Source organism: Azospirillum sp. UENF 312511, from assembly GCF_058780635.1.
This window is the reverse complement of record NZ_JBSNCG010000005.1, coordinates 1-13,115: the sequence shown is the minus strand read 5'-3', so window position 1 is coordinate 13,115 and position 13,115 is coordinate 1. Positions and strand designations below refer to the sequence as shown.

Here is a 13,115-nt window from a genome sequence, read left to right as displayed (position 1 = left end):
CAAAAGCGAATTTATTCGATGGATTGCATCGGATTATCCGATACGAATTCTGGCAGGGACGTCGCATGGACATGGAAGCGGCCCGCACCTTTCTTGAAGCGGCCACGGCTGGAAGCTTCGTCGCGGCGGCGGAGCGGCTGCACGTCACGCAATCGACGGTCAGCACGCGCATCCGGCACTTGGAAGATCAGCTGGGTTGCCAGCTGTTTGTGCGCAACAAGAACGGCGCGATGCTCACTGCGGCCGGGGTCCGGTTCCAGCGTCATGCCATCGCCATGCTCCGCCTCTGGGAGCAGGCCCGGCAGGAGGCTGCGCTTCCCATCGGGCATCGCGCCCTGCTGCGCATCGGCAGCGAGGCCGGTCTGTGGAACCGGATGCTGAACCGTTGGATTCCCTGGATGCGGCGGAATGCCGAAGACATCGCCCTGCGGTGCGAGGTCGGGTTGGCGGACGATCTGCTCCAGCGCCTTCGCGACGGGACGCTCGATCTCGCGGTCCTTTATTCGCCGCGCGCCGTGCCGGGCCTCGCCGTGCGCCTGCTGCTGGAGGAGGATTTGGTCCTTGTCAGGGTTCGCCCCGCTCCGAGCGCCGGTGGCGACCACTACGTCCTCATCGACTGGAGCGACGAGTTCCAGCGCAGCATCCGTTTGCGAAATCCGGAGCTTCTGTCCACACCCTTGTCGATCGGCGTCGGCACGCTCGGGCTGGACTATGTCAAGCAATGCGGGGGAACCGGGCATTTCCCACGGAGCTTGGTCCAGCCCATGCTCGACCAGGGGGTGGGGGAAGTCGTTCCCGAAGCGCACCCGTTCAGTTTGCCCATTTACGCTGTTCACCCGGCGGAGCCTGATGTCAGCGTTCTCGAAACCGCGTTCGAAGGCCTGCGGGCCATCCTCGGCTCTGACGAGGTGACAGGGAATTCTCAACAAGGTGCCGACGCCCAATAGAATCCCGTTCCGGCCGGCGTCGGCGCGCGCGGGGCTGATGCCCGCAATTGGATGCCGCTTCACCGGCAGGATTTCACGCCGTCGCGATGATGCGGCGTGAACGGTGTTCTGGCAGGAAGGGAGGAATCACCATGAAGCCCCAGCGGTCCGCGCCCCTGCCCTCGTCACCCTTCGCACGCCCCGACGGGTCCTGCCTCGGTCGTCTTCCGGACGAGCAGGAGGACAAGCCCGTGCCCGCCGCTCCGGCGGAACCTGAGGACAACCCCACCCCGCCCACCGAGCCGATGAATCCGGCCTGATGCGGTTCGGAACACCGGCGCACGTTGGCCGCGACAGAACTGCCGCTGAATGCCCGCCCTAAACCTGCGGAGATGATGCGCGTTCATCCGTGCCGCCAAGCACCTCGTCCCCATGGCGGTAAGCCCGTGCCAGGGCAACGTCCTGCGCCGGCGTGAGGACGGCATCGACGGCGCTGAGCAGCGCGGTCTCTTCCTTTTGAATGTGCAGGACGAGGCCCTCGATCAGTTGCTGCCCGAAATGGCGGAAGACCGGCCAGCTTTCCTCATCGAACCCCTCACGCAGAGCCAGGGCACACAGCCGGGCAATGCGGCGGACGAGCGGGCGCAGGGCTTCATGATCGGTCGAGAGGTCGGCCGTCATCTCGTAAGCGCCGGCGGCGGCGATGGGCGGGAAGAGCCACTGCTCTTCCAGGAGGAAATGCCGTTCAAGGTCCTGGCCCAGCTCCTTGCCAAGGGTGGCGAGCAGACCGCGACCGTCCGCGTCGAGATGCGGGATGTCGTCCTCCCCGGTGCGTTCGAGATAGGCTTCGAACGCGTTCAGAAGGTCGATGGTCCGGTGATGATCGTCGTGCAGGAGTTGGCCGGTCTTGCTGTCGGTGTGCATGTTCGAAGCCGTTTGAAAGGAGGTCACGCGTCGGGTCGGCCATTCCAGGCGGCAAGCCTGACCAGCCGAGGATCGTCGGCGTGGTCCACCAGCATGCGTCGGACCCGTTCCTGCCATAAGGTGCGGAACTGTGCCGCTTCGTCCGGGGATGCCGCTTGGGACAACAGGCGCTGAAGAAGGCCGGGCATCGCCGGATCGACCGGCACGACGCCGCTGTCGAGCGTCGCCTGCACGCCCGCTCCCGTGTCCATGCGGACGAAGGCCATCGTCCCTTGAATGCCGACACCGAAGGACAGGAGGTTCCGGCGGTCGAAGCGTCCAGCGATGCCCTTGAAGCCGGTGTTTTCCGTCGCTCCGGTCAGCAGCGTGGCGACGCTTGCCATCACGCCGGCCACACCGTCGTCGGCGGCCTCGCGAACAGACACCGCGACGGCCCCGCGCTCGGGCACCTCATCGGGATACAGACGTTCCAGTGACCGTACGGTCATCAGGTAAGCGCCCGCGACGGTCGGGCAGGAATGGCCGGCCAGCCGCACCGCATCGGCATAGCCGTACTCAAGCAGGCCGTCCTCGGCCGCGCCGAGGAACGCGCTGAGCGGATCGAACACGACGAGCCGCGGCGCCGCATCATAGAAGGATGGAAAGGTCATGACCGGATCGTGCCACGATGATGCAAGAGCCTCTTTGTCCTCGCGCAAACGGCACGGCCAAGCACCGGCGGCAAACGGGAAATGCCCAACGGAGGAAGGCAGGGTCTCACCCCCACCCTCCCCGTGCGCATCCCACCGGGGTGGGATCAGTGCTTCATCTCGCCGAGCTGCTTGCGGGAGTCGCCGCTCTTGTCGAGGATGATGCTGTCGTCCGCCTTGCCATCGACCTCCAGAATGCCGATGAGCCCCTTGGTGGCGCGGCTCAGAGCGTGGTCGACCAACGCGTACTTGCCCGGATAGTCGACCTTGAACTCCACCATCGTCGCCCCGCCCGGCGCCACCGAGACCGTCTGCACGTTTTTCAGCGGCGGCGTGTCCAGGGCACCGAGGTTGTGGACGCGATCGAAGATCTCACCGATGACATGGAACGACGAGGTGAAGTTCGGCCCGCCGACACCGAACCAGATGCGCACGGTTTCGCCCACACTGGCCTTCAGCGGCTTGTCCTTCACCAGCCCACCCACGGCGCCGTTGAACACCAGATAGCCGGGCTTCTCGTTGACCAAGCCGTCATAGTCGTCCTCCGCAGCCGGCAGGTTCTTCGCCTTGGTGGCGTAGATTTCCTGCTGCATGACATAGAATTCCTTGTCGACCTTCGGCAGGCCGCCTTCGGGCTCCACCACAATCAGGCCGAACATGCCCTTGGCGATGTGCTGGGCGACCATCGGCGTGGCGCAATGATAGACGTACACACCCGGCGCCATCGCCTTGAACGAGAATTCCTTGGTCTGGCCCGGCTCCGCCTGGGTGATCTGTCCGCCGCCGAGGAAACCGGTGGCCGCGTGGAAATCAATGGAATGGTTCATGACCGACCCGGGCGCGTTCGTCATGGACACGTTCACCGTGTCGCCGACACGGACGCGGACCATCGGGCCGGGGACCTTGTTGTTGAACGTCCAGTAAGTGTAGGTCGTGCCGTCATCCAGCCTGGCTTCGACCTCGGTCGTGGTCAACACGACGTTGTGGGTCTTTGGCGCGCGTTTGCCCGCCGCTTCCGGCGCCGGGACCGCCGCGGGGTCCTGGACAATGTCGACCGCCGGCTCCTTGACCTTCGGCTCGGCGTACAGCGTGGTGGCCGATGCGGCGCCGATCCCCGACAGGGCGATGAGGGCGGCGGCGCTGACGGTGGCGAGGAAGGTCTTGGTTTTCATGATGCAATCCAGGGCGAGTGTTGCTTGTGAAGCCAACGTCCCAGATTTCCCGGCCCCGTTACTTGACGGTCGTCAAGAATTTTAGGTAAGGGCAACGCTCCGATCACTTCCGTTTTTATTCTGATTTTTTCGCAATTGCGAGAAGTTGCTTTCTGGAGCGAGGGGGGTTGAAGGGGTGTATCGCCTGCAAAGGACTGAGAAAAACCACGAATCACAAGGCGGATGCTGATGAGGTCACCGAGCAGCTCATCGTCCGTCCCGCTGGGAGCATGGAATCGGCCCGGCACCCCTGCGACATCCCGCCGCAGCTCACGGCGTGAACAATGCCGCCGCACAGGGTTGCCGCGCCATGCAGCACCCTTCGGCTTCGAGAACCGCGTTCGAGGACACTCGGTCGTTCCATCCTATCCTTTTCCGCACTGGCCCAACGGTCCTGTTTGCGCTTCCACTGGTCCTGGACACGTAACCTAACCGTGTAACGATAACAGGGGGAGGTGATGGCCGAGCGATTCACGAAATCAGCGGCGCGCAACATCTTCTACGGCGGGTCGCTCTTCTTCTTCGTCACCTTCGTCGCCCTGACGATTCACAGCCACTACTACATCCGAACGACCAGCACGGACGAGGCCACGCTGTCCGAGAGCGTCGCACGCGGCAAGCACGTGTGGGAAAGGAACGCCTGCATCAACTGCCACTCGCTGCTTGGTGAGGGTGCCTACTTCGCCCCGGAGCTCGGCAACGTCTGGGTCCGCTACGGCGGGCGGGAGGACGCCGAAGGCGCGCGGACGGCGCTGATCGCCTGGATGCAGTCGCAGCCCAGCGGCGTCGAGGGGCGCCGCCAGATGCCGCAGTTCAACCTGACCGACGCGGAACTCAACGACCTCGTCGACTTCCTCGAATGGACCAGCCGCATCGACACGCAAGGCTGGCCACCGAACCAAGCGGGCTGAAGGGGGAGGCATGGCATGAAATACGCGACCCAACGCATCGCCTATTGGTACTTCGCCTGCGCGATGGCCCTGTTCGTCGTCCAGGTGCTGGTCGGCTCGCTCGCCGGGACCGTCTACGTCCTGCCGAACTTCCTGTCCGAGATCCTGCCCTTCAACATCCTGCGCATGATCCACACCAACGCGCTGATCGTGTGGCTCCTGCTCGGCTTCTTCGGCTCGGCCTACTACCTGATCCCGGAGGAGGCGGAGCGCGACATCGAGAGCCCGGCGCTCGCCTACGCCCAATTGGCCATCCTGATGGTCGGCGCGCTGGGCGCGGTGGTCGGCTACACGCTGGGCATCCACGAGGGGCGTGAGTTCCTCGAACAGCCGCTGTGGGTGAAGATCGGCATCGTCGTCGCGGCGTTGATCTTCCTCTACAACGTTTCGCTGACCGTGATCAGAGGACGCAGGACGGCGATCACCAACGTCCTCCTGCTCGGGTTGTGGGGCATCGCGGTCTTCTTCCTGTTCGCCTTCTACAACCCGACCAACCTCGCGCTGGACAAGCTGTACTGGTGGTACGTCGTCCATCTGTGGGTCGAGGGCGTGTGGGAGCTGGTGATGGCCTCGGTCCTCGCCTTCCTGGTCATCAAGATGACCGGCGTCGACCGCGAGGTCGTGGAGAAGTGGCTCTACGCCATCGTCGGGCTGGCCCTGTTCTCCGGCCTGCTGGGCACCGGGCACCATTACTACTGGATCGGCGCTCCGGGCTACTGGCAGTGGATCGGCTCGCTGTTCTCCACGCTGGAGGTCGCGCCCTTCTTCGCCATGGTCGTGTTCGCCTTCACCATGGCCTGGAAGGGGCGGCGCGACCACCCGAACAAGGCTGCCTTCCTGTGGACGCTCGGCACCCCGGTGATGGCCTTCTTCGGTGCTGGCGTGTGGGGATTCATGCACACGCTGTCCTGGGTCAACTACTACAGCCACGGCACCCAGGTCACCGCGGCGCACGGGCACCTTGCCTTCTTCGGGGCCTACGTGATGCTGAACCTCGCGATCATCAGCTACGCCCTGCCGAGCCTGCGCGGCCGTGCGCCCTACAACCAGGTGCTCAACATGTGGAGCTTCTGGATCATGACCTCGGCCATGGCCTTCATGACCTTCACGCTGACCTTCGCGGGCGTCGTGCAGGTCCACCTGCAGCGCGTGCTGGGCATGACCTACATGGAGGTCCAGGAGCAGCTGGCCTTGTTCTACTGGATGCGGCTGGGTTCCGGCATCTTCGTGGTCATCTCGGTGCTCATGTTCGTCTATGCGATGTTCGGACCGGCGCGTGAGCGGGTGCCCGCGCGCACCCAACCCTCCGTCGCGCCGGCCGAGTGATGGCGGAGGAGACGTCCTCCCAGCATGGGACGGCGGGCGGCGCCGTCCCCTTCTACGCCCCCACCGGCAACGAGGTGGCGTTGTTCGAGCACGCCCACCGCAACCGTCTGCCGCTGTTGCTCAAGGGGCCGACCGGCTGCGGGAAGACCCGCTTCGTCGCGCACATGGCCGCAAGGCTGGGGCGTCCGCTCCACACGGTGTCCTGCCACGACGACCTGACCGCCGCCGACCTGACCGGCCGCTACCTGCTCAAGGGTGGCGACACGGTCTGGACCGACGGCCCGCTGACCCGCTCGGTGCGCGAAGGCGCGATCTGCTACCTCGACGAGGTGGTCGAGGCGCGCAAGGACGTCACCGTGGTGCTGCACCCGCTGACCGACGACCGCCGCCTGCTGCCCCTGGAACGCACCGGCGAACTGCTGGAGGCGCCGCCGGCGTTCATGCTGGTCGTCTCCTACAACCCCGGCTACCAGAACATCCTGAAATCGTTGAAGCCCAGCACGCGCCAGCGCTTCGTCGCCATCGAGTTCGGCTTCCCGAAGCCCGATGCCGAAACCGGGATCGTCGTCCAGGAAAGCGGGCTGCCCGCAGACCGGGTCGCTCCGCTGGTGCGGCTTGGCAATGCCCTGCGCGCTCTCAAGGGGCAGGATCTTGAGGAAGGAGTGTCGACCCGGCTGTTGGTGTATTGCGCCTCCTTGATCCGCGACGGCATGCCTCGCGACGAGGCGATCCTGGCGTCGATGATCGAGCCGCTCACCGACGACCCGGAGGTCAAGAAGGCGCTGCTTCGGGTCGCCGAACTCACGCTGGGATGATCGCATGGCCTCCATCTGGGAACCCGAGGAGTTCGTCGGAGCCCTGTGGCACCGTCTGGTCGGTGACGCCGCGTCCTACCCGCGTCATCCCGACGCCGCGGTCCGCCTGGACGCGATGCGCGCGCGCCTCGGCGTGCTGTTTCGGGCGCTCGGCGGCCCCGGCGCCGTTCGCATCGCCGGGACCTCCGCCGAAACCTCCGGGCATCGCCTCGGTCTGAAGCAGCGTCTCGGCCTCGGAACGGAGAAGCTGGAGCGCGCCCGCTACGACGGCGTCACCCTCCAACTTCCCGACCGCGTCGATGTCTTCCCGTCCCGCGAGGACAACGCGGCGCTCTACGAATGGCTCACCGCTTTCTTCGTCCAGGCCGAACCGCCTCCGGCGATGCCCGACGACCGGCTGCAAGCCGACCTCGTCCGCCTGCGTTCGGCCCATCGGGCCACGCAACGGGCGCTCGCCGAATGGCCGGGTCTTCGCCCGCTGCACGTCCGGCTCTGCCAGGCCATGCGCGCGGCCCGGCCCGAACGGCGGCTGCCCGGACGGGAGGCCGCCGTCGAGACGCTCGTCGGAACGCTCATCGGAAGCGGCGGCCCATCCGATCCGGACCTGCTGGCCGCGGTCACCGACGCGACGGTCCCGCTCGACCGCTTCCGCGCCGCCTCCGGCTATCGGCCCTTCCTGCCGGTGCCGCTGTGGGGCGAGGTGTCCGCGCCACCGGAGGGCGCCGCTTCCCCCGAGAGCGATGAGGAGGGCGGCGCCGGGGCCGAAGGGGACGGCAAGCGCCGCAGGGCCAAGCGCCGCGACAACGACCAGACACGGCGCGACGACCCGCTGATGCTGAACCGCTTCGAGAAGATTCTCGGGCTGGCGGAGATGGTCAATCTCAATCGCAAGGTCGAGGACGACGACGAGGAAAGCGCGCGCAAGGCCGCGGAGGACCTGGACGAGATCTCCGTAGGGCAGCACGAGCGCAAGGCGTCGACCAAGCTCAAGCTCGACCTCGATCTGGCCTCCGAAGAAGCCGACGTCGCGCCATTGCGGGCGGAAATCACCTATCCCGAGTGGGACTGGAAACGCCGCCTCTATCATCCCGACCATTGCCGCGTGATTGCCGAGCCGGCCGCGCTGGAGGGCGAGGAGTGGCGGCCCGACGACGACGCGCTGCGCCGCATCCGCCTGGTCCGCCGCCAGTTCGAGGCGATGCGGCCACGCCGCCAGGTGATGACCGGGCAGCCCGACGGTGACGAACTCGACCTGTCGGCTCTGGTCCGCTCGGTCGCCGACCGGCGCGCGGGGGGCATCGGCTCGGATCGGGTCTACACGGCGGTGCGCAACGTCGCCCGCGACCTGTCGGTGTGCGTGCTGGTCGACGTCTCGCTGTCCACCGACAGCTGCATCGAGGAGCGGCGCGTGCTCGACGTCGAGAAGGAGGCTCTGCTGGCGTTGACGCACGGGCTGACCGCCTGCGGCGACGAGCACGCCATCCTCACCTTCACCTCGCACCGGCGCCACCGGGTGGACATGCGCACCGTGAAGGACTTCGAGGAGCGGTTGGACGCCCGCGTCGTGCGCCGCATCCAGGCGCTCAAGCCGGGCAGCTACACGCGCATGGGAGCGGCGCTGCGCCACGCGACGGCCCTTCTCAAGGACCGCCCGCACACACACCGGCTGCTTCTGGTGCTGACGGACGGCAAACCGAACGACACGGACCATTACGAGGGCCGCTACGCCATCGAGGACACGCGCGTGGCGGTGCAGGAGGCGCGCCGCGCCGGACTGCGGCTGTTCGGCGTCACGGTGGACGAGAAGGGGCGCGATTACCTGCCCTACATCTTCGGCCCCGGCGCCTACGCCATCTTCCCGCACGCCGCCCGCCTGCCGGCGGCGCTGCCCGCCATCTACCGCCAGCTGACCGGCTGAACGCTCAAGAAACAGGAGGCATCATGCTCAGGATCATCCTTGCCGCCATCCTCGGAGCCGTCCTGGTGTCCGGCTCTCCGTGGGCGCAGGTCAACATCCGGCCGGACACAACGCCCCGCCTGCCGCCGCAACCGGGGCAGTCCCTGCCCGTCGAGGATGCGCTTTTCCTCAAGGAGGCGGCCGCGGCCAGCCAGGGGCAGGCGGAACTCGGGCGTCTCGCGGCGGAGAAGGGGGCGGACGACGCGTTCAAGAACCTGGCCAAAGGAATTGCGGAAACCCACGCCACCTTGGGTGAGTCCCTGAAGCGGCTCTCCTCCGCCCGTTCCCTGCCGCCGGCCGACCAGTTGAAGCCGGAGCGCGCCGACGCCTTCGGTGCCGCCGGGGCGGTGACCAACCCGGCGAACGCCCAGGAGGGCATGACGCAGGACGCCGTCAAGGCGCTGTCCGGGGCGTCGGGCGATGCCTTCGCCAAGGGCTACGTCGAGGCGCAGCTCCGCATTCATGACCGCATCGTCGACCTCTACCAGACCGAGGCGTCGAACACGCCGGACCGCGAGCTTGCCACCTTCGCCATCACCAGTCTGGTGTCCATCCAGAAGGACCGCGACGCCCTGCGGCAGATGGCCGGCCGCTTCGGGATCAGCGCACCGGCAACGGGCCAGCCGGTTCAGTATGGCGATCCGACCAAGGCCCGTTGAGGCCGACGACCGCCATGACATGTCCGCTCCGCCGGTGACAGGGCATCTGCCGTGCGTTTGCCCCCGGGCAAAGACGGGAACCACGCCCCACGTCATGATTCCTTCCGGCCATCATTCCAAGGACGAGCGAGGCGGACATGACGGAGACGCAACCGCAGCCGGCGGGGCTGCTCGGAACCCAGGTTGCCGAGGTGGACGGGGCCGGGGATCTCGTGTTTGACGCCGCGATCGTGGGGCCGCTCCTCGGCCTCGAACCGGGCGCCTTCATGGAAGAACTGAAGAAAGGCATGGTCCATCAGGTTCATGAACAGGGAACGGGTGTGGACCATGGTCGGAGGCGGGTGACCTTCCGCTACCGGGCACGGCAATCGGTTCTGATTCTGGATGCGCAGGGCCATGCACTTCATGTTGCATGAGGTCGAGGTGGATGCCGAAGAGACCCGCTGTGTGAGTGGCGCAGGCCCGGACGACGGGTCCGCCGATCGAGGACCTCTGTCCAGCCCGCCCGGCAACCCTATGGTGGCCGGCTTCACGACGGTCGTCTCCTGACGATGCCAGGGGTGGGTCAGTAATCCCGATCCGGGTGATCGGACCAGTCGCCCAGATTCATCACGGCGACCGCCATCGCCACACCGCCGAACGTTCCGCAAACCGAGCCGAAGAGCAGAATAAAACCGATCAGCCAGTATTCGGAGCCAAGGAGCAGTGTACGAAGACTGGCGACATCCAGGGCGAGAAGGCCAAGGCAAACGACAACCCCGGCCACCACCCCAATCGCGAGGTGCGTCAATAGGAACGACACCAGATTGTGCTTTCGCAAGAAAGCAAAGCGCCGTGGATTTCGAGGCATGCCTTTGGCTCCTTGCAAAAACAAAGCGTGTAGCGACAAACAAACAACAGAACGTGTCGCGCCATTGAAGTCTCCCTGGAATAAACCGGCGCACGCCCTGAAATCTCATACGGCAAGCAGTTCGTCCGCTGGGCCGAAGAACTCGTAATGGATGCTGCCCAATGGCACGCCCCGGCCGGCGAGGCCACCGACCATAGCGCGCAGGAACGGTCGAGGGCCACACAGATAGTAGGCCGCCTCCTGCGTCGGCGTGTTGGCCACGATCCAATCCATGCTGATGAAACCTCGCTCATCGTAGTCGCGCCCCTGAACGTCGGCTGGGTCAGGGGCGTTGTAATAGGTGCGCAGCGTGATGTTGTGAGCCTGAGCGGCGAGCGCCCGGGAATAATCACGCATCGCGTGGACGCGGCCGTTCTCGGCGCCGTGGATGTACCATGTCGGCCGGCCGTTGCCGGAACCGGCGATGGTCTCCAGCATGCTCATCATCGGGGTCAGCCCGACGCCGCCGCTCAGCAGCACGACCGGCCCGGCGGAAGCCTCGTCGAGGAAGAATTCGCCGGCCGGAGGCGCCACCTTCAGCATTGTGCCCGGCTCGGCGTGATCGTGCAGCCAGTTGGAGGCCAGCCCCGCCGGCCTGCCCGACCCCACCTCCCGCTTGACGCTGATGCGGTAGGACCGGGAATCCGGAGCGGAGGAGATGGAATAGTTGCGCTTCAGCACACCGGCTCCCGGCACATCCAGCGCAAAGGTCAGATACTGACCAGGGCGGTGGCGGATCACACCGCGCCCGTCTGCCGGAACCAGGATGAAGGAGCGGATGATGTCGCTTTCCGGAGTCACGCTCTCCACCGTGAAATCGCGCCAGCCGTTCCAGCCGCCCGGCGCCGTGGCGAGCCCAGAGTAGATGCTGGCCTCCCGCGCTTTCAGCACGTCTGCCAGAAACCAATAGGCCTCGCCCCACGCGTCGAGGACCTCCTCGGTCGCGGCATCGCCCAGCACGTCCTTGATTGCGCCCAGCAGGGCATCGGCAACATAGGGGTAATGTTCGGGCAGGATGTTCAGCCCGACATGCTTCTGCGTGATCCGCTCCACCCGCGAGGCCAGCACACCCAGATTGTCGATGTTGCGGCCATAGGCGATGATCGCCGCCGTCAGCGCCTTGGACTGCGACCCGGTCTCGCCATGATGGGATTGATTGAACAGGTCGCGGATTTCCGGGGTGCGGAACAACCGCTGATACATGCGGTCGGTGACCGCGGTGCCGCCTTTCTCCAGAGCGGGAACCGTGGCCTTGACGATGTCGATGGTTCGGTTGCTGAGAGCCTCCGCCATGAATTGTCTCCGTGCTGCCATGGCGATTCAACCCTCCGCCAATTCAACCGGTTCCGGCGGTTCCCCCAGAACCGGGCCGACCTCCAAAGGTTGTGATCGCACAGGCATCGGCAGCCGATGGCGCTGTAGTTCCTGCTGCGGAAGCGGCTTCCATGCGCTATATTTCGGTCTACGAAGCGCTCGTCCGCTTCTTCACGCCAAGGACTGTTGGCGTGACGAACCGCCTGGGAACCGTGGCTGATGCCCGCTGCCGATACCGATGCCCTGCAACCGTCCGCCCTGCGCGATGCCGACCATCTGACGGCGCTCGTCGATCTCAACGAACGCCTGTTCTTCGCCCGCGACCTGCCGGCCGTGGTTGCCATCCTCCGAACGGTCGCGCGCCGCCTGACAGGCGCCGACGGCGTCACCATCGTGCTGCGCGACGGCGAGCTGTGCCATTACGTCGAGGAGGACGCGATCAGTCCGCTGTGGAAAGGGCAGCGGTTTCCCATGGGCATGTGCATCTCGGGCTGGGCCATGCTGACCGGGCAACCGGCGGTCATCCCGGACATCTACGCCGATCCGCGCATCCCGCACGAAGCCTATCGCCCCACCTTCGTGCGGAGCCTCGTCATGGTGCCGGTCGGCGCGCCCGAGCCCATCGCCGCCATCGGTGCGTATTGGGCGACGCGGCACACGCCCGCCACGGGCACGGTCACCCTGCTGCTGGCGATCGCCCGATCGGCGGCCCTGGCGCTGTCCAACGTCCGCCTTCTTGAATCGCTGCAGGAATCGGCCGAAGCCGCAAGGACACAGGCCAGGGAACTGGCGCGGGCCAACGCGGCGCGCACCCGGCTCCTCGCGACGTTGAACCATGACCTGCGCCAACCGGTCCATGCCCTGACCCTCGCCACCCACGCCCTGTCGTCCCGGGTGACCGCCCGCGGGGAAACCTACGTGTCGACGATGAAGCACTGCCTGGGCGTTGTGAAGCGACTGATGGATGGCGTGCAGGATCTGGTGCGGATGGACGACGGCACGATCGCCGTCCGGATCGAAGACGTCCCGTTGGACGATCTGATGACGCACGCCACGGCGACGTTCCAACTGGCCGCCGAAGCCAAGGGGCTTGACTGGCGCATGGAAGGGAGTGGCAGAGGGGTGACGGTGCGCACGGACCGGCTGCTTGCGTCGCGCATTCTCCACAACCTCGTCGACAACGCCATCAAGTACACCGACCGCGGGGAAATCCGGATCGTGTGCCGCACCGCCGGCGGCAAGGTATGGGTCGACGTCTGCGATACCGGCCGAGGCATCCCGGAGAGTTCCCTGGCCGACATTTTCGAAGAGTTCTACCGCATCGAAGCCGGAGATGAGGTCGTTGGCCTGGGCCTTGGCCTGTTCATCGTGAAGACGCTGGCGGATCACCTCGGCTATCCGATCACGGTGGAATCCCGCCCAGGGGCGGGAACAACGATCAGCGTCGCCCTGCCA

14 protein-coding genes are annotated in these 13,115 nt (G+C 66.1%); 9 read left to right on the top strand and 5 right to left on the bottom strand.

The genetic code is table 11. The features are described from left to right. Positions 1-65 precede the first annotated feature (65 nt). Both ACWPN7_RS28470 and ACWPN7_RS28465 read left to right on the top strand, forming a co-directional pair. Complete coding sequence (locus ACWPN7_RS28470) at positions 66-947, top strand: LysR family transcriptional regulator (RefSeq protein ID WP_200475204.1); 882 nt, start codon at positions 66-68, stop codon at positions 945-947. Between the two features lie 131 nt (positions 948-1,078). Continuing rightward, positions 1,079-1,246: a hypothetical protein gene (locus tag ACWPN7_RS28465; RefSeq protein WP_176025361.1), complete on the top strand. Its 168-nt coding sequence runs from the start codon at positions 1,079-1,081 to the stop codon at positions 1,244-1,246. Positions 1,247-1,304: 58 nt separating this feature from the next. On the opposite strand, the gene ACWPN7_RS28460 is transcribed toward ACWPN7_RS28465, so the two are convergent. The 3 genes from ACWPN7_RS28460 to nirK form a co-directional block, all read right to left on the bottom strand. Further along, positions 1,305-1,850, bottom strand: coding sequence for a hemerythrin domain-containing protein (locus tag ACWPN7_RS28460; RefSeq protein ID WP_200475203.1), 546 nt, complete (start codon positions 1,848-1,850; stop codon positions 1,305-1,307). 23 nt (positions 1,851-1,873) lie between these two features. Further along, complete coding sequence (locus tag ACWPN7_RS28455) at positions 1,874-2,500, bottom strand: FmdE family protein (protein WP_200475202.1); 627 nt, start codon at positions 2,498-2,500, stop codon at positions 1,874-1,876. A 146-nt stretch (positions 2,501-2,646) separates the two neighbouring features. Next, entirely contained in the window at positions 2,647-3,711 is a 1,065-nt protein-coding gene (nirK, locus tag ACWPN7_RS28450; RefSeq protein WP_109069057.1) for a copper-containing nitrite reductase, read from the bottom strand. A gap of 497 nt (positions 3,712-4,208) precedes the next feature. On the opposite strand from nirK, the gene ACWPN7_RS28445 reads away from it, so the two are divergent. From ACWPN7_RS28445 to ACWPN7_RS28420, 6 genes are all read left to right on the top strand, one after another. Continuing rightward, entirely contained in the window at positions 4,209-4,661 is a 453-nt protein-coding gene (locus tag ACWPN7_RS28445) for a c-type cytochrome (protein WP_109069058.1), read from the top strand. A 15-nt stretch (positions 4,662-4,676) separates the two neighbouring features. Beyond that, positions 4,677-6,026, top strand: coding sequence for a cbb3-type cytochrome c oxidase subunit I (locus ACWPN7_RS28440; RefSeq protein WP_200475201.1), 1,350 nt, complete (start codon positions 4,677-4,679; stop codon positions 6,024-6,026). Then, positions 6,026-6,841, top strand: a complete 816-nt coding sequence (locus tag ACWPN7_RS28435) for a CbbQ/NirQ/NorQ/GpvN family protein (protein ID WP_200475200.1) — start codon at positions 6,026-6,028, stop codon at positions 6,839-6,841. The genes ACWPN7_RS28440 and ACWPN7_RS28435 overlap by 1 nt, the downstream gene beginning before the upstream one ends. 4 nt (positions 6,842-6,845) lie before the next feature. Then, positions 6,846-8,759, top strand: coding sequence for a nitric oxide reductase activation protein NorD (locus tag ACWPN7_RS28430; RefSeq protein ID WP_200475199.1), 1,914 nt, complete (start codon positions 6,846-6,848; stop codon positions 8,757-8,759). A 23-nt stretch (positions 8,760-8,782) separates the two neighbouring features. After that, positions 8,783-9,457 (top strand): DUF4142 domain-containing protein, encoded by a 675-nt coding sequence (locus ACWPN7_RS28425; protein WP_200475198.1) that lies wholly within the window; start codon positions 8,783-8,785, stop codon positions 9,455-9,457. Positions 9,458-9,594: 137 nt separating this feature from the next. Then, the gene (locus ACWPN7_RS28420) at positions 9,595-9,873 is read left to right on the top strand and encodes a DUF6522 family protein (RefSeq protein ID WP_200475197.1); all 279 of its coding nucleotides are present in this window, start codon (positions 9,595-9,597) and stop codon (positions 9,871-9,873) included. A gap of 149 nt (positions 9,874-10,022) precedes the next feature. On the opposite strand, the gene ACWPN7_RS28415 is transcribed toward ACWPN7_RS28420, so the two are convergent. Both ACWPN7_RS28415 and hmpA read right to left on the bottom strand, forming a co-directional pair. Further along, positions 10,023-10,307 (bottom strand): hypothetical protein, encoded by a 285-nt coding sequence (locus ACWPN7_RS28415; RefSeq protein WP_211112710.1) that lies wholly within the window; start codon positions 10,305-10,307, stop codon positions 10,023-10,025. Between the two features lie 105 nt (positions 10,308-10,412). Then, the gene (hmpA, locus tag ACWPN7_RS28410) at positions 10,413-11,639 is read right to left on the bottom strand and encodes an NO-inducible flavohemoprotein (protein ID WP_200475196.1); all 1,227 of its coding nucleotides are present in this window, start codon (positions 11,637-11,639) and stop codon (positions 10,413-10,415) included. Between the two features lie 240 nt (positions 11,640-11,879). Between hmpA and ACWPN7_RS28405 the strand changes: the two genes are divergently transcribed. Beyond that, positions 11,880-13,115: sensor histidine kinase (locus ACWPN7_RS28405; RefSeq protein ID WP_492273533.1), on the top strand; the 1,236-nt coding region annotated here is incomplete at its 3' end.

Bases quoted from the DNA above. Each gene is read 5' to 3' on its own strand.
- ACWPN7_RS28470 (WP_200475204.1), top strand. From the start codon at position 66: ATGGACATGGAAGCGGCCCGCACCTTTCTTGAAGCGGCCACGGCTGGA.
- ACWPN7_RS28465 (WP_176025361.1), top strand. From the start codon at position 1,079: ATGAAGCCCCAGCGGTCCGCGCCCCTGCCCTCGTCACCCTTCGCACGC.
- ACWPN7_RS28460 (WP_200475203.1), bottom strand. From the start codon at position 1,850: ATGCACACCGACAGCAAGACCGGCCAACTCCTGCACGACGATCATCAC.
- ACWPN7_RS28455 (WP_200475202.1), bottom strand. From the start codon at position 2,500: ATGACCTTTCCATCCTTCTATGATGCGGCGCCGCGGCTCGTCGTGTTC.
- nirK (WP_109069057.1), bottom strand. From the start codon at position 3,711: ATGAAAACCAAGACCTTCCTCGCCACCGTCAGCGCCGCCGCCCTCATC.
- ACWPN7_RS28445 (WP_109069058.1), top strand. From the start codon at position 4,209: ATGGCCGAGCGATTCACGAAATCAGCGGCGCGCAACATCTTCTACGGC.
- ACWPN7_RS28440 (WP_200475201.1), top strand. From the start codon at position 4,677: ATGAAATACGCGACCCAACGCATCGCCTATTGGTACTTCGCCTGCGCG.
- ACWPN7_RS28435 (WP_200475200.1), top strand. From the start codon at position 6,026: ATGGCGGAGGAGACGTCCTCCCAGCATGGGACGGCGGGCGGCGCCGTC.
- ACWPN7_RS28430 (WP_200475199.1), top strand. From the start codon at position 6,846: ATGGCCTCCATCTGGGAACCCGAGGAGTTCGTCGGAGCCCTGTGGCAC.
- ACWPN7_RS28425 (WP_200475198.1), top strand. From the start codon at position 8,783: ATGCTCAGGATCATCCTTGCCGCCATCCTCGGAGCCGTCCTGGTGTCC.
- ACWPN7_RS28420 (WP_200475197.1), top strand. From the start codon at position 9,595: ATGACGGAGACGCAACCGCAGCCGGCGGGGCTGCTCGGAACCCAGGTT.
- ACWPN7_RS28415 (WP_211112710.1), bottom strand. From the start codon at position 10,307: ATGCCTCGAAATCCACGGCGCTTTGCTTTCTTGCGAAAGCACAATCTG.
- hmpA (WP_200475196.1), bottom strand. From the start codon at position 11,639: ATGGCGGAGGCTCTCAGCAACCGAACCATCGACATCGTCAAGGCCACG.